Here is a 19323-nt window from a genome sequence, read left to right as displayed (position 1 = left end):
AGGATGCGGGCATGCTGTTGATCGTCCCCGCCGACCCGCTGCGTCCCCGTCGACCGGACCCGCACTTCGCGCCGGAGGCGCAGGCCGCCCGGGCGGCCGGGCACCCGGTCGCCGTCGTCGACCACGACGCCCTCGCGTCGGGGCGGGACGTCACCCGGGCGGTCGCCGGGGTGCCCGCGGCCGACGACGCGGTCTACCGGGGCTGGATGCTCTCCGCCGCCCGGTACGCCGGCTTCGCCGGGGCGCTGCGCGCCCGGCAGGTCACCCTGCGCACCGACCCCGACCGGTACCGCCGCGCCCACGAGCTGCCCGGGTGGTACGCCAAGGCCGCGGCGCTCACCCCGCAGTCCCGCTGGACGGTCGGCGTCGACCGGGCCGACTTCGACCGCGCCCGTACCGCGCTGGGCGGCGGTCCGGCGGTGCTGCGGGACTGGACCAAATCCGTCAAGCACCACTGGCACGAGGCGTGTTTCGTGCCGGAGTTGGCCGACGGTGACGCCGCCTGGCGGGTCGCGACCCGGCTGCGCGAACTGCGTGACGACGACTTCGCCTGTGGTTTCGTGCTGCGTCGCTTCGAGCCCCTCGCCGGCGTCGAGATCCGCACCTGGTGGGTGGGCGGCCGCTGTGTGCTCACCGGCCCGCACCCGGACACCCCGACGGAACTGCCCGATGTGCCGGTGGACCTCGGGCCGCTGGCCGCCGTGGTGACGGCGCTCGACCTGCCCTTCGTCACCGCCGACCTGGCGTGGCGCACCGACGGCCGGTGGCGGCTGGTGGAGATCGGCGACGGTCAGGTCAGCGACCGCCCGTCCACGATGGCACCGCAGGCCCTGGTCGCCGCCCTCGGCTGAGCCGGGTCGGCGCGGGGCGGCCCGACCCGGCGGCCCGCCCAGCCGGTGGTGATCAGGAGCAGGGCGGCGAGGTAGGTGGTCATCACCCACAGCCCGTGGCCGGGCAGCCGGACGCCCGTCGCCTCGACCCCGATCAGCAGGTCGGACAGGAGGAACAGCGCACCACCGGCGGCCACCCGCCGGGACACCCCCCAGCCGGCGGCGGCCATCAGGGCCAACGCCAGGCTGTAGCCGAGCACCGGCAGCCGCAGGTCACCCAGCCGGCCCCAGAGCAGCGCGTTGCCCGCCGCCCACAGTGCCAGGTAGCCGGCCACGGCCGGCGCGGGTGGCCGCCGGTGCCGCAGGAACGCGGTCAGGAACGCCAGTTGGGTGCCGAGGAAGCACCCCATCCCGAGCAGGAACGCGGTGCTGCCGGGCACCAGCAGCGCCACGTCACCGGCGGCCGCGCAGACCAGCCCGGTCGCCACCGGGTCCCACCGCCGGCGTACGGCGAGCAGCCAGCCGAGCAGCAGCGGGGCGAGCAGCGGCTTGGCCGCCCACTGCACGGCCGGCGCGTCGAGGGCGACCCCGGTCAGCTCGACGACGGCGGCCAGCCCGAACGCCCCGAGCCACCACCGGCCGGCCACACCGGACGCCGGCCGGCCCCGGTCGGGTCGCCGGGCGGCACGGGTGTCGCTCATCGGGCGGGCTGCCAGCCGGGACGGCCGAGGACGTGCCCGAGCCGGTGCCGCCACGAGCCGGCCCGTCGGACGTCGGCCCAGATCGCGGCGTACTCGTGGGTGGCCACCCGCAGCGGGTTGTAGGTGCCGATGTTCGTCGTCAGCCCGTACCGGACGGCGGTGTCCTCCGGGGCGAAGCTGCCGAAGAGCCGGTCCCAGACGATCAGGATGCCGCCGTAGTTGCGGTCCAGGTACTCACGGTTCGCGCCGTGGTGCACCCGGTGGTGCGACGGGGTGTTGAAGACCCACTCGACCGGCCGGGGCAGCCTGTCGATCCGCTCGGTGTGCAGGAAGAACTGGTAGAGCAGGCTGACCGACTGCTGAAGGAAGATCATCCAGGGTGGGATGCCGAGCAGCGCCAGCGGCAGCCAGAACGGCAGCGAGGTCATCGGCGTCCAGCTCTGCCGCAGCGCGGTGGACAGGTTGAAGTGCGTGCTGGAGTGGTGCACCACGTGGCTGGCCCAGAACAGGCGCACCTCGTGGTGGGTGCGGTGGAACCAGTAGTAGGCCAGGTCGTCGGCGACGAACAGCAGCACCCAGGTCCCGACGCTGGTGGGGGAGAGCTGCACCGGGGCGACGGTCCACAGCGCGACGTAGAGGCCGACGGTGAGCAGTTTCCACGGGAAGCCGATCAGTTGGCTGCCGGCGCCCATGGTGAGGCTGGTGGTGGTGTCCCGCAGCTCGTAGCCGCGTTCGTCGTCGTCCGGCGCGAACCGGTACGACCACGCCTCGACGGCGATGAGCAGCAGGAACGCCGGTACGGCGTAGAGCACGGCGGGGATCATGCGCGACGTTCCCTTCCGGGGGACGGGCGACGGGGGTGGACGCCCGGGACGGGTCGGCGGGTGGGGTGGTGCGGGTCGACCGGTGGCAGATGCCCGCCGGTCAGCCGGTCGGGCTGGTGAGGGACGCGGTGAGCAGGGTGTGTGCCTCGGTGGCGGCGTCGTCGCCCCGGCCGTCGGCGATCGCGGCGGCCAGCCGGCGGTGCCCGGCGACGTCCAGCAGTTCGGCTGCGCGTCGGGCCGGCGGCACCTCGCCGACGGCCAGCGCCCCGGCCACCAGGCTGTTGAAGGAGAGCAGGTAGGCGGTGTTGCCGCTGCCGGTGACGATGTGCCGCCACAGCGCGATGTTCGCCTCGGCCATCGCGGACAGGTCGGGGGCGAGCGCGGCGAAGCCCTCCACGCTGTCGACCACGAGCCGGCGTACCGCCCCGGTGGCCCGCACCGCGCAGCACCGGGCCGCGTCGACCCCGACGCAGGCGCGCATCTCCAGCATGTCCCGGACCAGGTTCTCCACCGGCAGCACGTCGCCGGACTGGGCGAGGGACAGGGCCAGGTCGAGGCCGGCGTGCACCCGCCAGTCCAGCACCCGGGTGACGCCACCCTGGCTGACCCGCAGCAGCCCGAGCTGCTGGAGCCGGCGCAACGCCTCCCGTACGGCGTGCCGGTTGACCGCGAACGCGGCGGCGAGTTCGCGTTCCCCGGGCAGCGGGTCACCCGGGGAGTGCCGCCCGCTGACGATGGCGTCACGGAGCTGGCCGAAGACGTGGTCGGAGACGGAGCTGCGGGGCACCGGCACGAAGGTCACGGCAGCAGTCTGGCGGCACACTGGTCAACTCGTCAACTGGTTGGACCAGTCAGGTCAAAAGAATCGGCGGCCGGGTCGGGTGACCCGGCCGCCGTCCCGACGTACCTCACCGGTGACCCCCGCCGGGTGCCCGGCAGCGGCCGTCCGGACTCAGGCCCGGCCGCGCTCCCGGCGGTAGCGGCGGATCAGCGCCGCCGTGGAGGAGTCCACGTCGGCCAGGTCCGGCGCGTCACCGGTCAGCTTCGGGGCGAGCTGGTTGGCCATCACCTTGCCCAGCTCCACCCCCCACTGGTCGAACGGGTTGATGTCCCAGACCGCGCCGCAGGTGAACACGATGTGCTCGTAGAGCGCGATGAGCTGGCCCAGCGTCGACGGGGTGAGCTTCGGCGCGATGATCGAGGTGGTCGGGTGGTTGCCCGGCATCACCCGGTGCGGCACCACCTCGGCGGGCGTGCCCTCCGCCTCGACCTGCTCCTTCGTCCGGCCGAAGGCCAGCGCGGCGGTCTGCGCGAAGAAGTTCGACATGAACAGGTCGTGCATCTCGCCCAGGTCGTGGTTGGGCTGGCTGAACGCGATGAAGTCCGCCGGGATCAGCACGGTGCCCTGGTGGATGAGCTGGTAGAAGGCGTGCTGGCCGTTGGTGCCCGGCTCGCCCCAGAAGATCTCCCCGGTCGGGTGGTCGACGGGCGTGCCGTCGAGGGTCACCGACTTGCCGTTGCTCTCCATGGTGAGCTGCTGCAGGTACGCCGGGAACCGGTGCAGGTACTGCGAGTACGGCAACACGGCGTGGGTCTGCGCGCCGAGGAAGTCGACGTACCACACGTTGATCAGCCCGAGCAGCGCCGGCAGGTTCCGCTCCACCGGCGTGGTGCGGAAGCGCTCGTCGACGGCGTGGTAGCCGGCCAGCAGCTCGCGGAACCGGTCCGGCCCGACCGCCAGCATCACCGACAGCCCGACCGCCGACGGCAGCGAGTAGCGGCCACCCACCCAGTCCCAGAAGCCGAACATGTTCTCCGGGTCGATGCCGAAGTCGGCCACCCGGCCCGCGTTGGTGCTCACCGCTACGAAGTGCTTCGCGATCGCCGCGTCGTCGTCGGCGTCCAGGCCCGATAGCAGCCAGGTCTTGGCCTGCTCGGCGTTGGCCAACGTCTCCTGCGTCGAGAAGGTCTTCGACACCACCACGAACAGGGTGGTCGCCGGGTCGAGGTCGTGGGTCTTGTCGTGGATGTCGGTCGGGTCGATGTTGGAGACGAACCGGCAGTCGATCCCCGCGTCCCGGTACGCCTTGAGTGCCTCGTACGCCATCACCGGTCCGAGGTCGGAACCGCCGATGCCGATGTTGACCACCGTGCTGATCCGCTCACCGGTGTGCCCGCGCCACTGCCCGGAGCGGACCCGCTCGCTGAACGCGGCCATCCGGTCCAGCACCCGGTGCACGTCGGCGACCACGTCCTGACCGTCCACGGTCAGCGCGGCGTCGCGCGGCAGCCGCAGCGCGGTGTGCAGCACGGCCCGGTCCTCGGTCGAGTTGATGTGCTCCCCGGCGAACATGGCGGCGATCCGGTCGGTCAGCCCGACCCGCCCGGCCAGCGCGGTGAGCAGCCCGATCGTCTCGTCGGTGACGAGGTTCTTGCTGTAGTCGACGTGCAGGTCGGCGACCTCGCCGGTGAGCCGCTCACCCCGTTGCCGGTCGGCCGCGAACAGCTCCCGCAGGTGGGCGCCGCGCATCGTCTCGGCGTGCTTGCGCAGCGCCTGCCATTCGTCGGTGGTGGTCACACTCGCAGCCATCGGGTCGATCTTCTCCTTCACGACGGTCGTCGGCGCGTGGTGCCGCCGACGGTTCGCGTCCCAGCCTGCCACCCGGGGCGCGGCCACGCGACGCGACCCGGCGCAGCGGGCGGCGCGGCGCGCCCCGCGACACGCCAATGCGACAGGTGTACGACACGCCGCCACGGCGAGACAGCCCGTCGTCGCTGACAGTAGGCTCGCCCGTGCCCCGCCCCCCTTCGGCCCGGGAGGAACCATGGCGACGGTGACCGGTCCCCGCCGTGCAGCCGGCGCGGACGAGCCCGCCGATCCCGACGCAGCCGCCGCCGACGCCGGGCTCGATCTGCCGGAGCTGGCCGACGGCGCCTGGATGCACCACGCCACCACGTTCGCGCACACCAGCTTCCGCGCGGTGGCCCGCCGACTGCCCCGGCTGGTGCGCGAGGCCGTCGCGTTGGCCTGGGCCACCAGCCGGCGCGACACCCTCGCCGCGATCGGGCTGAACCTGGCCGCCGGGGTGATGACCACCCTCGGCCTGCTCGCCACCACCGGGGTGCTGCGCGAGTTGTTCGCCGCCGGCCCGACGCCGGACCGGGTCCGGGCTGCGCTGCCCGCGCTGGTGCTGGCCGCGGCGGCGGTGGCCGCCAAGGGCACCCTGACCGTCACCGCCGGCTGGGCGCAGGCCCGGCTGATCCCGCAGATCACCTACGCGGTGGAGCTGCGGCTGTTCGAGACCACCACGGCGGTCGAGTTGGCCGCCTTCGACGACGCCGGCTTCGCCGAGGAGATGGACCGGGTCCGTGACCGGGGCACGGCCGAGGCGGCGTCCATCGTCGACCACACGGTCAACCTGATCACCGGGGTGGTGGGCGTGCTCGCCACCGCCGCCGCGGTGACCGTGATCCAGCCGTTGCTGCTGCCGTGCCTGCTGCTCGCCGCGGTGCCCGAGGCGGTCACCGCGGTCCGGATGGCCCGCCGGCAGTACCTGGACATGCTGGCCCGGATCAACAGGCGTCGCCGGATGTGGATGCTGGCCAACCTGATGGCCAACCGGCACACCGCCGCCGAGGTGCGGGCCTACCAGATGCGCGACTTCCTGCTCACCGAGTTCCGCCGGATGATGAGCGCCGAGACGGCCGCGCTGCTGCGGTTGGCCCGCGCGCAGAGCCGGACCCGGGCCGTCGGGATGTCCGTCGGCGGGGTCGCCGCCTTCGCGGTCTACGCCGTGCTCGGTGGGCTGCTGCTCGCCGGCCTGGTCGCGCTGGCCGCGGCGGCGACCGCCCTGCTCGCCCTCCAGTCGGCCCGCAGCAGCCTCGCCCTCGCCGTCTTCGCCACCAACAACCTCTACGAGGACGCCCTCTACTACCAGGACTACCGGGACTTCCTCGACCGCGCCGAGGGGCGCAGCGGCACCGCGCCGGGGCGGCCCGCCACCGGGTTCGACAGCATCGAGCTGGACCGGGTGAGCCTGCGCTACCCGGACACCGACGCCCCGGCCGTCGACGAGGTCAGCCTCACCGTCCGGCGGGGCGAGGTGGTCGCGCTGGTCGGGGAGAACGGCTCCGGCAAGACCACCCTGGCGAAGCTGATCGCCGGTCTCTACCGGCCTACCGGCGGGGCGATCCGGTGGGACGGCGTCGACGTCGCCGAGCTGGACCCGGCGTCGACCGCCGCCCAGGTGGCGGTGATGACCCAGGAGTGGTGGAAGTTCCCGTTCACCGCCGCGCAGAACATCCGCATCGGCCGGTACGACCGCGCCCCGGACATGACCGGGCCCACCGTCGAGGACGCCGCCCGGTCGGCCGCCGCGCACGACATGATCGCCGGGTTGCCGTTCGGCTACGACACCCTGCTGGCGCGGGAGTTCAAGAACGGCCACGACCTGTCCGGCGGCCAGTGGCAGCGGCTGGTGGCCGCCCGGGGCCTCTACCGCGACGCCCGGCTGCTGATCTGCGACGAGCCGTCGGCCGCCCTCGACGCCCGCGCCGAACACGCGCTCTTCGAGCAGTTGCGGCGGCGGCCCGACCGGACGGTCGTGTTGATCACCCACCGGCTGGCCAACGTCCGGCACGCCGACCAGATCTTCGTGATGGACCGTGGTCGGCTGGTGCAGCAGGGCGACCACGACACGTTGATGGCCGCCGACGGGCCCTACCGGGAGCTGTTCGAGTTGCAGGCGAGCGGCTACCTCGCCGCCACCGAGTAGCGGCTGCGGCGACGACACCGCCAAGACATCGATGTTCGTTGAACTCTTGGAGATGTTTCGATAGCGTCACCCTGGCAACCCCTCGACCTCGGCGGTGGCGGCTGAGCGACGACGTGGGCGGGTGTGGCCTCCGGGCGACCACACCGCCTCCCCGGCCGGCCACCGCACTCGGGCGAAGGTCGGGACGGTGCATCCCACCGTCTTGAAAGGCTTCTGCCATGAACCAGGTGTCCGCCCGCAGCAGCGGGCGTCGGACCACACCACCGCGGCTGCGTGCCGCCCTGGCCTCGATCGCCACCGGCCTGGTCGCCATCGGTACCACCGTCGTCCTCGCCGCCAGCGCCAGCGCCGGCACCACCCTCGGTGCCGCCGCCGCCGAGACGGGCCGCTACTTCGGCACCGCGGTGGCGGTGAACAGGCTCTCCGACTCCGTCTACGTCGGCATCCTGAACCGCGAGTTCACCTCGGTCACCGCCGAGAACGAGATGAAGTGGGACGCCACCGAGCCCAGCCCGAACCAGTTCACCTACGCCAGTGGCGACAAGCTGGTCAGCCACGCCGAGGCCAACGGGATGCGGGTCCGCGGGCACGCGCTGGCCTGGCACCAGCAGCAACCGCGCTGGACGGCCGTCCTGTCCGGCACCGCCCTGCGCAACGCCATGCTCAACCACGTCACCCAGGTCGCCACCCACTTCCGGGGCAGGATCGACGCGTGGAACGTGGTGAACGAGGCGTTCGCCGACGGTGGCAGCGGTGGGCGTCGTGACTCCAACCTGCAGCGCACCGGTGACGACTGGATCGAGGCGGCGTTCCGGGCCGCCCGCGCCGCCGACCCGGGCGCGAAGCTCTGCTACAACGACTACAACACCGACGGGCAGAACCCGAAGAGCAACGGCGTGTACGCCATGGTCCGGGACTTCAGGGCCCGGGGCGTGCCGATCGACTGCGTCGGCTTCCAGTCCCACTTCACCGCCCAGTCACCGGTGCCGGCGGACTACCAGGCCAACCTCCAGCGTTTCGTCGACCTCGGCGTCGAGGTGCAGATCACCGAGCTGGACATCGAGGGCTCCGGCAGCTCCCAGGCCGACAGCTACTCCCGCGTGGTCCGCGCCTGCCTGGCGATCTCCCGCTGCACCGGCATCACCGTCTCCGGCATCCGGGACACCGACTCGTGGCGGTCCAGCGCCACGCCGCTGCTCTTCGACGGCAACGGCACCAAGAAGCCGGCGTACGCCTCCACGCTGGACGCGCTCAACGCGGGCGGCACCACCGTCCCGCCGACCACGCCTCCGACCACCACCCCGCCGCCCGGTGACGGTGACTGCGCCGCGTCGGTGTCGTTGAACTCCTGGCCCGGCGGCTTCGTGGCCACCGTCAAGGTCACCGCAGGCCCGGCCGGGCTCGACGGGTGGGTGGTCAACCTGACCCTGCCGTCGGATGCCACCGTCACCGCCGTGTGGAGCGCGCAGAGCACCGGCACAGCCGGTGCCGTCAGCTTCCGCAGCGTCAGCTACAACAGCGCCGTCGGTGCGGGTGCCGGCACCGAGTTCGGCTTCCAGGGCACCGGCAGCGGTCCCACCGGCACGGCGACCTGCGCCCGCGCCTGACCGGACACCGACCCCACCTCGGCGCGGCGGCGGCGACCGTCGCGCCGGGCGGTCCGGCCGCCCGTCGCACCCGGACGGCCGACCCGATCCACGCGGCGGGGGTGGCCCGCCGCCGTCGACGCCGGGTCCCTCCGGCCGTGGGTGCCGGGCAGTCCTGCGGTCGGTGGTCCCGCCGGGTGGCGGTGCGGATGGACGGCGGGCGGGTCAGACCGCCGTCACCGGATGCCGGACCACCCCGTCGAAGAGGTAGCCGAGGTCGTTGACCCCGGCCCGGTCGGGCTGACCGCGGCCGGTCACGTCCACCGCGCGGGCCCGCAGCGTCCACCGGCCGGCGGTCGGCGGACACCACCGCGTCGACCATCGCTGCCAGGGTCCACCCCGGTCCGCCCCGACCAGGGTGGCCGGTCGCCACCCCTCGCCCGTGTCGACCTCGACGCGGTCGATCGGACCGGCCCCGGACCAGGACCGGCCGGTCAGCGTGGTCTCGACGCCGGCCGCCAGTCGGGCGTCCCAGGGCAGCTCGAACGCGCTCTTGACCGACTGGGTGCCGGCCGGCCCGCCGTCGGCCGGCTGGCCGGGACCGAACATCCGGTAGAGGCTGGTGTTCCACGGGGAGAACAGCGGGGTGGTGGAGACCTCGATCGCGCCGACCCACTTGATCGAGGAGATCCCGATCCAGCCGGGCACCACCACCCGGACCGGGAAGCCGTGGTCCGCCGGCAGCGGCGCCCCGTTCATCTCGTACGCGAGCAGCACGTCGTCGAGGGCCTTGCCGATCGGCAGCGGACGGCGTACCCGGCCGAGGTCGACACCCCCGGTGACGTACGGCGGGTCCAGGCCCTCCGGCATCACGTCCACCGCGTCGGCGGTCAACCCGGCATGCCGTAGCACGGTGGCCAGTGGCACGCCGCGCCAGCGGGCCACCCCGACGCCCCCGAGCCGCCACTGCACCCCGGAGGCCGGGGTGTCCTGCTGGCTGGCGAAGAAGTGCCGCCCGTTGCCGGCGCACTCCACCAGCGCGGGCAGCTCGACGGCGGGCAGCGCGCGCAGGGCGGCGTAGTCGAACTCGACCGGGGCGTCCCGGGTCGGGGCGGCACGCAGGCCGTCGCCGTACAGCCGCAGTCGCCAGGTGTCGGCGTCGATGCGCGGGGTGTGGGTGTGGTTGCGGACGAAGAACCTGTCGTTCGGCACCACGTACCCCCGGCCGGCCATCGCCTCCCAGCGCATCTCGGCGTTGCCGTCGCGGGGCGTGAGCAGCGCGGGGTCGAGCGGCTTGACGATGCCCGGGTCCGCCCCGACCGGCCCGGCGGCGGGCGCGACGGGCTCCGGTGCGTCCTCGGCGGCGGCGAGGGCGCTCATCGCCGTGCCCAGCGCCACCAGGTCGGCGCGGGACACCCCGTCGGCGCGGGCCTGGCCGGCCAGCCACTGCCGGGCCCGGCGGGCGTCGTGGTCGGCCTCGTCGTACGACGCAACGGTGGACACCGGGGCTCCTTCGGCTCGGCGACGGTAACTCCTATTGAATCAGTAGGAGTTGTCGCCTGGGAGAGCCACTGGCCGACCGGGGCCGGGGCCATTCGGTCAGATGGCGGCGGCCAGCGTCACCACCCCCGCCGCGACCAGCACCCCCGCCCACAGCCGGTCCACGTTGAACCAGGCCCGGCGCAGCACCCCGACCCCCAGCACCTCGTACACCAGCAGCGCGACGGTCGACGCGACGGCCAGCATCGCCACGGTGTGCGCCCCGGCGGCGGCCAGTCCGCTCAGCGCTCCGGCCGGCGCCGCCGCCAGGTGCCCGGCGTGCCCGCCGGCCGGCGGGTCGGCCAGCAGCACCGGCAGCAGCATCAACCCGGCACCGTGCGCCGACGACATCAGGAACGACCAGCCGGCCACCTGCGCCGACGACAGCCGCATCCCGGCCCAGCGGAAGTGCCGCCGGGACAACAACCGCCACAGCCCGAACCCGACCAGCGCCGTCCCGCCGGTCACCGTCAGCGCGGTGCTGGCGGTGACCGAGCGGGTGGCGGAGACCAGTGCGGCGACCACCGCCACCGAGGCCAGGTGACCCGCCGCGACCGGGGGCAGCGCGGCCAGCAGCGCCGCCCGGCGACGCTCCTGCAACCCCCGGGCGACCGCGAGGAGCCACCCCATCGCCGGGTTCAACCCGTGGAACGCGCCGAGCGCCGCGACCGCCAGCAGGGTCCGCCCGGTCACGGGAAGCAGTACGAGTCGGAGCTGGCGTCGCCGCCCTGCAACCGGGTCTGGTGCACCCGCAGCCCCCGGAACTGCTCGCCGTGCGGGAAGAACCGCACGTCCGGGGTGAGCCCGCCGCGTTCCGGGTCGACGTCCAGCTTGGCCAGCCACGCGCCCACCCCGTCGGGATAGAACTGGTCGTCCCAGGAGCCGTAGAGCGAGTTGCTGACGTAGACCCGCCGGCCGTCCCGGCTGATCTCCACCATCTGCGGGCCACCGGCGAGCGGCTCGTCCGGCGTGGCCGGGTGGGCGGTGCGGGCCACGATGCCGCCGAGGCGCACCGAGCCGACCAGCACCGGGTGGAACGGGTCGCTGACGTCGTACCGGCGCAGCTCCCCGGTGCCCCAGCAGGAGACGTAGAGGAACCGGTCGTCCACCGACAGGTCGATGTCGGTGACCAGCGGGGGGACCGCGCCGAACGGCTTGAGCAGGTCGGGAAGGTCGGCTGGGTCGGCCGGCTCGGCGGGGATGTCGATCACCCGGGTCACCGCCCACCCGGCGTCCGCGCCGTCGCCGTCGCGGTGCCACAACCAGACCGACGCCGACAGGTCCTCGACGCTGATCACCACCCCCACGAAGCCGTACGACCGGGTCGGGTCGTGCGCGGGGCGCAGTTCGAGCGGCATCTGGTACTGGTCGCCGAGGTCGACCCGCTGCACGTGCCGGCGCCTGGCGAGGTCCCAGAAGTGGATCGCGTGCCCGTACCTCCGTCCCAGCAGCAGCTCGCCGACGATGCCGTCCTCGATCATCGACGGGGTGCCCCACTCGCTGGTGACCAGCACGTCCTGGGTGAGGTGCCACCACACGTCGTACGCCAGGAACTGCGGGCCCCGGTCGGCCTCCCAGGCTCCCCGGACGGCGAAGGTGGTGTGGTCGAGTACGGCGATGCCGCCCGGACCCTCGGCACCGTCGACGCCGCCGAGCGCTGACAGGTAGATGCCGTCCGGACCGCAGTGCACGGTGTGCGGGCGGGAGTAGCCGGACCTCTCGGCCAGTTCCTGCGCGCCGATCACCTTCACCAGTTGCGGGGCGCGCGGGTCGGGCCGGGTGTCGAACACGTGGATGCGCGACGACCGCAGCCCCGGCACGATCAGGTAGCGCCGCTCGACGTGCGGATGCGGGGCGGTCGGGCAGAGCGCGCTGCTGCACGCGTTCCAGCCGAAGTGGTGCAGCTCGTCGCCGGTGTGCGGCAGGTCGGTCCAGCCGACCACCCGGCCGTAGTCGGCGGAATCCGGGTCGGTGTCGAGCACGACGATCGCGTCGGGCCGCTGCGCCGTACGGTCGAACGCGGCGACGTAGGCCAGCTTCTCGACGGGCGCGGTGGCCGCCTCGCGGGGGGAGGGGTAGAAGCTCGGGTCGGGTGTCCAGCGGGTCATCGGGGTCTCCCGGGGTCAGACGGCGGGTACGCCGAGGCGGTCGAGCAGCCGGCGACGCAACGCGCCGAAGGCGGGCTGCTCGGGGGAGCGGGCGGGTCGGTCGGCGGCGTGCCCGACGGGACCGAGGTCGACGACGATCTCCTCGGCGATGACGCCCCCGTCGAGCAGCAGGATGCGGTCGGCGAGCAGCAGCGCCTCCTCGACGTCGTGGGTGACCAGCAGGGCGGCGAAGCCGTGCTCGGCGCGCAGCCGCCGCAGCAGGGACTGCATCCGCAGCCGGGTCAGCGCGTCGAGCGCCCCGAACGGCTCGTCGAGCAGCAGCAGGTCCGGCTCGCGGACGAGCGCGCGGGCCACCGCGACCCGTTGTGCCTGACCGCCGGAGAGTTCGGCAGGCCAGGCCCGGCGGCGGTCGGCCAGCCCCACCTCGGTCAGCGCCCGGTCCACCCGGGCCCGCACGTCGGGGCCGGTCAGCCCCAGCGCGACGTTGTCGCCGACCCGCTTCCAGGGCAGCAGCCGGTGTTCCTGGAAGACCACGGCGGCGGTGCCCCGCACCCGGGCCCCGCCGGTGGCGTCGGCGTCCAGGCCGGCGAGGATCCGCAGCAGGGTGCTCTTGCCGGAGCCGCTGCCGCCGAGCAGCGCCACCACCTCACCGGCGGCGATGGCCAGGTCGACCCCGGCGAGCACCGGCCGGCCGTCGAAGGCCCGCCGCACCCCGTGGGCGGTGAGCACCGCCGCGTCGCCCGCCCGGTCCGCCGCGTCGCCGGTCCCGTGCGTCGGGCCGGTCAGGTCGCCCGTAGTCCGCGTCGCCATGTCAGGGTCCTCCTCTCCAGCATCCGCAGGGCGAGGTCGGACAGCAGCCCGAGCAGCGCGTAGATGACCAGACCGAGCACCACCACGTCGGTCTGGCTGAACTCCCGGGCCTCCATCATCAGGAAACCGACGCCGGTCTGGGCGTTGACCTGCTCGCCGACGACGAGGCTGAGCCAGGCCGCCCCGATCGCCAGCCGCAGCCCGAGGAACAGCGACGGCAACGCCCCGGGCAGCACCACGTGCCGCAGCCGCGCGGCCGGTCCCAGGCCGCAGGTGCGGGCCGCCTCGACGAGCCGCTCGTCGATGTCCCGGATGCCGGCGTAGGTGTTGAAGTAGATCGGGAAGAACACCCCGAGCGCGACCAGGGTGATCTTCAACGACTCGCCGATCCCCACCCAGATGATCAGTAGGGGGACGAGCCCCAGGTGGGGCAGCATCCGGGCCATCTGCACCGGCGGGTCGACCAGGTCGTCACCGAGCCGGAGCAGGCCGGCGGCGGCACCGAGCACCAGCGCCAGCACCCCGCCGAGCAGCAGCCCGACGCCGGCCCGGGTGAGCGAGTCGAGCAGGTGGGCGCCGAGGGTTCCGTCGCCGGCCAGCCGTACGCCGGTGGTGAGCACCCGGCTCGGTGCGGGCAGCTTGTCCGGGGCGAGCAGCCCGGCGCGGGCGGCGGCCTCCCACCCGGCGACGAGCAGGACCGGGCTGACCAGTCGCCACCAGCGCCGCCCGGCCCGACGGCGCGGGCCGGCGTCGGGTGGAGCCGGGACGGCGGCCGGTGGCGCGGTGAACACCACGGTGCTGCTCACTGGAACACCGCGCTGAACCGGTCGTCCACCCGACCGGCGATGTCGACCGGGCCGGGGACGAGGTCGAGGGTGGTGAAGCCGTCCGCGATGGCCTGGAGCTCCGCACCGACGGCGGGGGTGACCGGGGCCAGTGGGCGGGCGCTGCGGGCCAGCGCCCGGGTGGTGACGTCCACCGGGATCTTCAGCTCGGGGGCGAGCACCGTGGCACGTTCGCCGGGGTTGGCGATGCCCCAGTCGGTGACCTTCCGGTACGTGGCGAGGAAGGCGCGGACGTCGTCGGTGCGGTCCCGCACCACCTCGGGGGAGGCCAGCACGTACTCCCGGTTGCTGGCCAGGCCGGTGGCGTCGGCGAGCACCGTCACCCCGGGCTGCTCGGCGAGGGCGAAGTACGGGTCCCAGATGATCCAGGCGTCGACCTGGCCGTTGTCGAACGCGGGCCGTCCCTCGGCCGGCTTGAGGTACTTGACGTTGATGTCCTTGAGCGTCATGTTGTTCGCCGCCAGTAGCCGGACCAGCAGCCAGTGCACGTTGCTGCCCTTGTTCAGCGCCACCGTCCGGCCGCGCAGGTCGGCGAAGGTCTTCAGGCCGCTGTTCTGCTTGACCAGCACCGCCTCGCCCTGCGGGATCGGGGCCGAGGTGCCGATCACCGAGAAGGGGATCTTCGCGGCGGCGGCGAAGACCGGAGGCGCCTCGCCGACCTGTCCGATGTCGATGGCGCCGGCCTTGAGCGCCTCGGTCAGGGCCGGCCCGCTCTCGAACAGCGACCACTGCGCGTCGGGTGCGGCGTTGCGGGCCTTGACCAGGCTCAGCCCGCCGAAGCGTTGGTAGCCGATGCGCAGCGGGCCCTTGCCGGCCTGCGCGTCGGCGGCGTCGTCGGCGCAGCCGGTGACCCCGCCGACGGCGGCCAGGGACAGGGCGGTGAACAGGGCGGTGGCCAGCCGGCGGAGGCTCCTCGGCGGGGTGGGCATGTCGGCTCCTCGGGAGTGGACGGTGGGCTCGCGACGCCGCAGGTCGGCGGCGCGCAGTAACCTACCAAGCCGATAGGATTTATGGGTAGCCTGTCGTGGTCGTCGTCCCATCCCTCAGGAGGACCCCCCGATGTCGCTGACCTTCCACTGGTTCCTGCCCACCTACGGCGACAGCCGCGACATCGTCGGCGGCGGCCACGGCGTCGCGGTCGGCACCGCCGGTGGAGCCCGTCCCGCCACCGTCGCCTACCTCGGGCAGATCGCCCGCAGCGCCGAGCAGCTCGGCTTCGTCGGCGCGCTCACCCCGACCGGGGCGTGGTGCGAGGACGCCTGGCTGGCCACCGCCATGCTGGCCGAGGTCACCGAACGGCTCAAGTTCCTGGTCGCGTTCCGCCCCGGGCTGCTCTCACCCACCCTCGCCGCCCAGATGGCCGCCACCTTCCAGCGCCTGTCCGGCGGCCGGCTGCTGCTCAACGTGGTCACCGGCGGGGAGTCCGCCGAGCAACGCGCCTACGGCGACTTCCTCGACAAGGACGCCCGGTACGCCCGCACCGACGAGTTCCTGCACGTCGTGCGGTCACTGTGGCGGGGGGAGACCATCGACCACGTCGGGGAACACCTGCGCGTCGAGGGCGCCCGGCTGGCCCGGCTGCCCGACCCGGTGCCCCCGGTCTACTTCGGTGGCTCGTCCACCGCCGCCGGCCCGGTCGCCGCCCGGCACAGCGACGTCTACCTGACCTGGGGTGAGCCGCCCGCCCAGGTGGCCGGCAAGCTTGACCACATCCGCGCCCTGGCGGCCGACGCCGGCCGGTCGCCGCGCTTCGGTGTCCGGCTGCACGTCATCGCCCGGGACACCGCCGAGGCGGCCTGGGCGCAGGCCGGCCGGCTGCTCGACGGCATCGACGAGGCCGACATCCGGGCCGCCCAGGAGGGGCTGCGGCGCAGCGAGTCCGAGGGGCAGCGCCGGATGCTGGCCCTGCACGGCGGCAGCCGCGACGGGCTGCAGGTCGCCCCGAACCTCTGGGCCGGGGTGGGGCTGGTCCGGGGCGGGGCCGGCACCGCCCTGGTGGGCAGCCACACCGAGGTCGCCGACCGGATCGCCGAGTACCACGCGCTCGGCATCGACGAGTTCATCCTCTCCGGTCATCCGCACCTGGAGGAGGCGTACTGGTTCGGCGAGGGGGTGCTGCCGATCCTGCGGGCCCGTGGCCTGTGGCGACACCCCGCCGGTGACCCGGCCCCCGACCCGACGCCGAGCGTCCCGTTCGCCCCGCAACCCGCCCGGGTCTGACCACGGCGCGTCCGGCGGGCCCGGCACTTGCGGCGGGTCCGGGCCGGCCGGGCGCGGTGGGGTCAGTGCTGGCCGGCGAGGAAGTCGGCCAGCACCTGGGTGTGGGTCGAGAAGGCCAGCTCGACCGGCTCGGTGAGGACCAGCCACTCGGTGGCCTCCTCGGTCGGCGTCGACGGGGGCAGCTGCGCGGCCGGCCGCTCCGGCAGCACCCCGAAGACCATCATGGTGCCGCCGTGCGGAGCGCCGTGCACCGCGAACAGCCGGGCCCGCTGCGCCTCGTCGACCAGCCCCGTCTCCTCACGCAGCTCCCGCACCAGCGCCTCGGACCACTCCTCGCCGTACTCGACGAAGCCGCCGGGCAGAGCGAGCCGGCCCCGGGCCGGCTCGATGTCCCGGCGTACCACCACCAGGCCGAGCCCGGCGTCGGTCCGCACCGGCAGCAGCGCCACCGCGACCGGCGTCGGGTTGCGCCACACCGTCTGGCCGCAGGCCGCGCAGAGCCGGGGCCAGCCGGCGTCCGGCGGGTAGGCCGCCCCGCAGTAGTGACAGTGCGCGTACGGCAGGACGGTCATGCCGCCGCACGTTACCGCCCCCGGGCCACCCGGCTCAGGGCAGGTCCGCCGTCGGCCCGGGGTCGGTCGGCCGGTCGTCGCGCAGGATCTCGCGGGCCTCCATCAGGGCGAAACCGAGCAGGTTGAGCCCACGCCAGCGGGCCGGGTCCTCGGCGCGCGGGTCGTCGGGGGCCAGCCCGACCCCCCACACCCGGTCGACCGGGCTCGCCTCCACCAGCACCCGGTCCCCGGTGCCCAGCAGGTACGCCCGCAGGTCGGCGTGCTGGCCGAACTTGGCCAGGCTGCCGGCCAGCACGACGGCGTACCGCTCGGCCTCCCACACCGCCTGGTCGAACCCGCGGACCTGGCGGCCGACCGCCTTGGCCTGCTGCGGGTGGCCGGCGGCGAGCACCCGCTCCCCGGCCTCGGCGTCGTCGAACAGCAGCGCCTTGCGCCACATCATCCAGTGCTCGGCGGTGGCGAAGCGCCGCCCGTCGACGGTGAACGACGCCGGCCACCACTGGCTCAGGCAGCTGCGGCCCACGCTGCCGTCCGGCTGCGGCCGGTGCCCCCAGAAGCAGAGGTACCTCACCCGCCGCCCGGCGCGGTGCAGGGCGAGGACGTCTTCGGCGCGGCGCATCGACATACCGTCCAGTCTGACCGCCGGCACCGACGGCACGCACCCGGGTTTGCGCCGGGCCGGCGACCCGGCGCGACCCGTACCGTCAGGCCGGCGGCGCGCCGGTGTACGCGGCGATGGTGCGGGCGGCGGCGGAACGGGCGGCCTGCGGGTCGGTGCCGCCGACGATGTCGGCCTCGGCCCACGCCTCGCCGCTGAGCGTCATGAAGCGCCGCCCGTCCTGCGAGCCGATCCATTCGGCGGCCTGGTCGGGGGTGATCCCCCCACCGTCGGCGTCGAGGTGGCTGGCGAGGCCGAGCAGGCCGGAGTCCCAGCCGACGCCGACCGCGCCGGGGCCGTACTCGGTCCACCGGACGTCATCGACGTGGGCGACGTGTTCCAGGGTGAACCGGGTCCGCTCGTCGCCCTCCGGGGTCAGGTGGACCTCGATCCAGCTGGTCTCGTCGCCCATCTCCCAGGTGGCGGCGAAGCTCTTCGGCGGGTCGCAGCGCTGCACCACGCCACCGGCGTTGCCCTCGAACTGGTAGCGGCCGTGCAACCGCAGGTCGCCCGAGATCGGCAGGAACCAGCGCGGGATGCGCTCGGCGTTGGTGCAGGCGTCCCAGAGGTCGTCAAGCGTCGTCGGGTACGTCTGGCTGATGGTCAGCACCCGCGCATCGCCCGCTTCGAGCGTGCGGCTGCCCACGGTGCGTCGTACGGCGCTGATCTGCTGGCTGGTCTCGATCATGAGGTGCTCCGGTGCTCGGTCGGATCGTCCGTCGTGGTGTGCGCCCGCCGTTCGCGCCGACCCCGGGCGATCTCGGTGGCCAGGGCGTCCAGGGCCGGTGTCCAGAACCGGCGGAACCCCTCCAACCACCTGTCGACCTCCCGCAGCGGGGCGGGATCGACCGCGTAGAGCCGGCGGGCGCCCTGCGGGCGGACCGTGGCGAACCCGTTGTCCCGCAGCACCTTGAGGTGCTGCGAGACGGCGGGCTGGGTGATCCCGAACTCCTCCTGGATCACCGCACAGACCCCACCGGCGCTCCGCTCGCCCTGCGCGAGCAGTTCGAGGATGCGCCGACGTACCGGGTCGCCGAGGACGTCGAAGGCGTGCACGGTCCCCTTTGTATCAGGCATCGCTTATATAAGCAATCAACCCAGTCGAGCGGCGACGGCGGAGCGCAGCTCGGGCAACCGGTCGTGCAGCAGCCCCGGGCACTGGGTGCTGGCGAAGTCCTTGTGGCCGTAGATCTGGCTCGCCGGGATGGCGTACTGCTGGCAGGTGAACGCGCAGAACACCACCAGGCTGTCCCAGAGCGCCTGCGGCGGCTGCACGTCGACGTAGATCCCGTCGTTCTCGATGCCGATGGCCTGGCTGTTCTGCCCCACGCAGTGCGCGCCCTGCACCATCGTCTGGCCGTGCAGCAGCGCGTACAGGCTGCCGTGCCGACCCTCGGTGAGGTGGCCGCCCCGGCTGTTGGTGAAGTGCTGCCCGGAGTCCAGCCAGCCGTTGCCGTCCATGTGCAGGTCCTGGATCTCCCGCGAGTTGGCGTACGCGTGGGCCAGGCTGTAGTCGGTCGAGTTCGGGAACGCCGTGTGGTGCACGATGATCTTGTTGGGTCGGCTCGCGACCACGCTCACCGGCGACGACGGCGGCCGGGCTCCCCAGGTGGCGCAGTTGGCGATCACCGGTTGGTCGACGCGGCCGAGGGCCACCCGGCCGCCGGCCGGCGTGCCACCGGTGGTCAGGGCGCTGCCGCCGGTGGTCAGGGTCGGGTCGACGGTGGAGTGGCCCGTCGCGGCGGCGCCTGCGGCGGATCCGCCGAACGGGGTCGGCGCGAGCGCCCCGGCGGTGCCGAGCAGGACCGCACCGCGCAGCACGCTGCGCCGGGACACGGGTACGTTCATGGCGGGC

19 protein-coding genes are annotated in these 19323 nt (G+C 73.9%); 4 read left to right on the top strand and 15 right to left on the bottom strand.

The window, feature by feature from the left end:
- Positions 1 to 11 precede the first annotated feature (11 nt).
- Positions 12 to 851, top strand: coding sequence for an ATP-grasp domain-containing protein (locus tag JQX11_RS00975; RefSeq protein WP_204923014.1), 840 nt, complete (start codon positions 12 to 14; stop codon positions 849 to 851).
- Here the strand turns inward: JQX11_RS00975 and JQX11_RS00970 are convergent.
- The 4 genes from JQX11_RS00970 to pgi all read right to left on the bottom strand — a co-directional run bounded on the left by JQX11_RS00970 (position 791) and on the right by pgi (position 4945).
- On the bottom strand, positions 791 to 1531 hold the full coding sequence (locus JQX11_RS00970; RefSeq protein ID WP_204923013.1) for a lysoplasmalogenase: 741 nt from the start codon (positions 1529 to 1531) through the stop codon (positions 791 to 793). The two genes, JQX11_RS00975 and JQX11_RS00970, sit on opposite strands and share 61 nt — an antisense overlap.
- Positions 1528 to 2355: a sterol desaturase family protein gene (locus JQX11_RS00965; RefSeq protein ID WP_204923012.1), complete on the bottom strand. Its 828-nt coding sequence runs from the start codon at positions 2353 to 2355 to the stop codon at positions 1528 to 1530. The genes JQX11_RS00970 and JQX11_RS00965 overlap by 4 nt, the downstream gene beginning before the upstream one ends.
- 100 nt (positions 2356 to 2455) lie before the next feature.
- The gene (locus JQX11_RS33270; RefSeq protein ID WP_204923011.1) at positions 2456 to 3157 is read right to left on the bottom strand and encodes a FadR/GntR family transcriptional regulator; all 702 of its coding nucleotides are present in this window, start codon (positions 3155 to 3157) and stop codon (positions 2456 to 2458) included.
- Between the two features lie 150 nt (positions 3158 to 3307).
- Positions 3308 to 4945, bottom strand: coding sequence for a glucose-6-phosphate isomerase (pgi, locus tag JQX11_RS00955; protein WP_204923010.1), 1638 nt, complete (start codon positions 4943 to 4945; stop codon positions 3308 to 3310).
- A gap of 235 nt (positions 4946 to 5180) precedes the next feature.
- On the opposite strand from pgi, the gene JQX11_RS00950 reads away from it, so the two are divergent.
- Complete coding sequence (locus JQX11_RS00950; RefSeq protein ID WP_204923009.1) at positions 5181 to 7130, top strand: ABC transporter ATP-binding protein; 1950 nt, start codon at positions 5181 to 5183, stop codon at positions 7128 to 7130.
- A 218-nt stretch (positions 7131 to 7348) separates the two neighbouring features.
- On the top strand, positions 7349 to 8737 hold the full coding sequence (locus JQX11_RS00945; RefSeq protein ID WP_204923008.1) for an endo-1,4-beta-xylanase: 1389 nt from the start codon (positions 7349 to 7351) through the stop codon (positions 8735 to 8737).
- Between the two features lie 204 nt (positions 8738 to 8941).
- Here JQX11_RS00945 and JQX11_RS00940 read toward each other — a convergent pair whose 3' ends face one another.
- From JQX11_RS00940 to JQX11_RS00915, 6 genes are all read right to left on the bottom strand, one after another.
- On the bottom strand, positions 8942 to 10219 hold the full coding sequence (locus tag JQX11_RS00940; RefSeq protein WP_204923007.1) for a sulfite oxidase: 1278 nt from the start codon (positions 10217 to 10219) through the stop codon (positions 8942 to 8944).
- A 96-nt stretch (positions 10220 to 10315) separates the two neighbouring features.
- A complete protein-coding gene (locus tag JQX11_RS00935) occupies positions 10316 to 10948 on the bottom strand; it encodes a hypothetical protein (protein ID WP_204923006.1) in 633 nt (210 codons plus the stop codon).
- The gene (locus JQX11_RS00930) at positions 10945 to 12363 is read right to left on the bottom strand and encodes a selenium-binding protein SBP56-related protein (RefSeq protein WP_204923005.1); all 1419 of its coding nucleotides are present in this window, start codon (positions 12361 to 12363) and stop codon (positions 10945 to 10947) included. Before JQX11_RS00930 ends, JQX11_RS00935 begins: the two co-directional genes overlap by 4 nt.
- A gap of 15 nt (positions 12364 to 12378) precedes the next feature.
- Complete coding sequence (locus JQX11_RS00925; RefSeq protein WP_204923004.1) at positions 12379 to 13173, bottom strand: ABC transporter ATP-binding protein; 795 nt, start codon at positions 13171 to 13173, stop codon at positions 12379 to 12381.
- Positions 13146 to 13979 (bottom strand): ABC transporter permease, encoded by an 834-nt coding sequence (locus JQX11_RS33265; protein ID WP_204923003.1) that lies wholly within the window; start codon positions 13977 to 13979, stop codon positions 13146 to 13148. Before JQX11_RS33265 ends, JQX11_RS00925 begins: the two co-directional genes overlap by 28 nt.
- Entirely contained in the window at positions 13976 to 14947 is a 972-nt protein-coding gene (locus tag JQX11_RS00915; RefSeq protein ID WP_204923002.1) for an aliphatic sulfonate ABC transporter substrate-binding protein, read from the bottom strand. The genes JQX11_RS33265 and JQX11_RS00915 overlap by 4 nt, the downstream gene beginning before the upstream one ends.
- A 130-nt stretch (positions 14948 to 15077) precedes the next feature.
- Between JQX11_RS00915 and JQX11_RS00910 the strand changes: the two genes are divergently transcribed.
- Positions 15078 to 16238, top strand: coding sequence for an LLM class flavin-dependent oxidoreductase (locus JQX11_RS00910; protein ID WP_204923001.1), 1161 nt, complete (start codon positions 15078 to 15080; stop codon positions 16236 to 16238).
- Positions 16239 to 16300: 62 nt separating this feature from the next.
- On the opposite strand, the gene JQX11_RS00905 is transcribed toward JQX11_RS00910, so the two are convergent.
- The 5 genes from JQX11_RS00905 to JQX11_RS00885 all read right to left on the bottom strand — a co-directional run bounded on the left by JQX11_RS00905 (position 16301) and on the right by JQX11_RS00885 (position 19316).
- Positions 16301 to 16810: an NUDIX domain-containing protein gene (locus tag JQX11_RS00905; protein WP_204923000.1), complete on the bottom strand. Its 510-nt coding sequence runs from the start codon at positions 16808 to 16810 to the stop codon at positions 16301 to 16303.
- 34 nt (positions 16811 to 16844) lie between these two features.
- Positions 16845 to 17429, bottom strand: a complete 585-nt coding sequence (ybiA, locus tag JQX11_RS00900) for a riboflavin biosynthesis intermediates N-glycosidase (RefSeq protein WP_232376986.1) — start codon at positions 17427 to 17429, stop codon at positions 16845 to 16847.
- A gap of 85 nt (positions 17430 to 17514) precedes the next feature.
- Positions 17515 to 18156, bottom strand: a complete 642-nt coding sequence (locus tag JQX11_RS00895; RefSeq protein WP_204922998.1) for an SRPBCC family protein — start codon at positions 18154 to 18156, stop codon at positions 17515 to 17517.
- Positions 18153 to 18524: an ArsR/SmtB family transcription factor gene (locus JQX11_RS00890; protein WP_204922997.1), complete on the bottom strand. Its 372-nt coding sequence runs from the start codon at positions 18522 to 18524 to the stop codon at positions 18153 to 18155. The genes JQX11_RS00895 and JQX11_RS00890 overlap by 4 nt, the downstream gene beginning before the upstream one ends.
- A gap of 36 nt (positions 18525 to 18560) precedes the next feature.
- Entirely contained in the window at positions 18561 to 19316 is a 756-nt protein-coding gene (locus tag JQX11_RS00885; protein WP_204922996.1) for a peptidoglycan recognition protein family protein, read from the bottom strand.
- Between the last annotated feature and the right edge of the window lie 7 nt (positions 19317 to 19323).

This window comes from Micromonospora humida (genome assembly GCF_016901255.1).
In the GTDB taxonomy this organism is placed as follows: Bacteria; Actinomycetota; Actinomycetes; order Mycobacteriales; family Micromonosporaceae; genus Micromonospora; species Micromonospora wenchangensis.
Note: the sequence above shows the minus strand (reverse complement) of the source record. Positions and strands in the feature narration are given on the sequence as shown.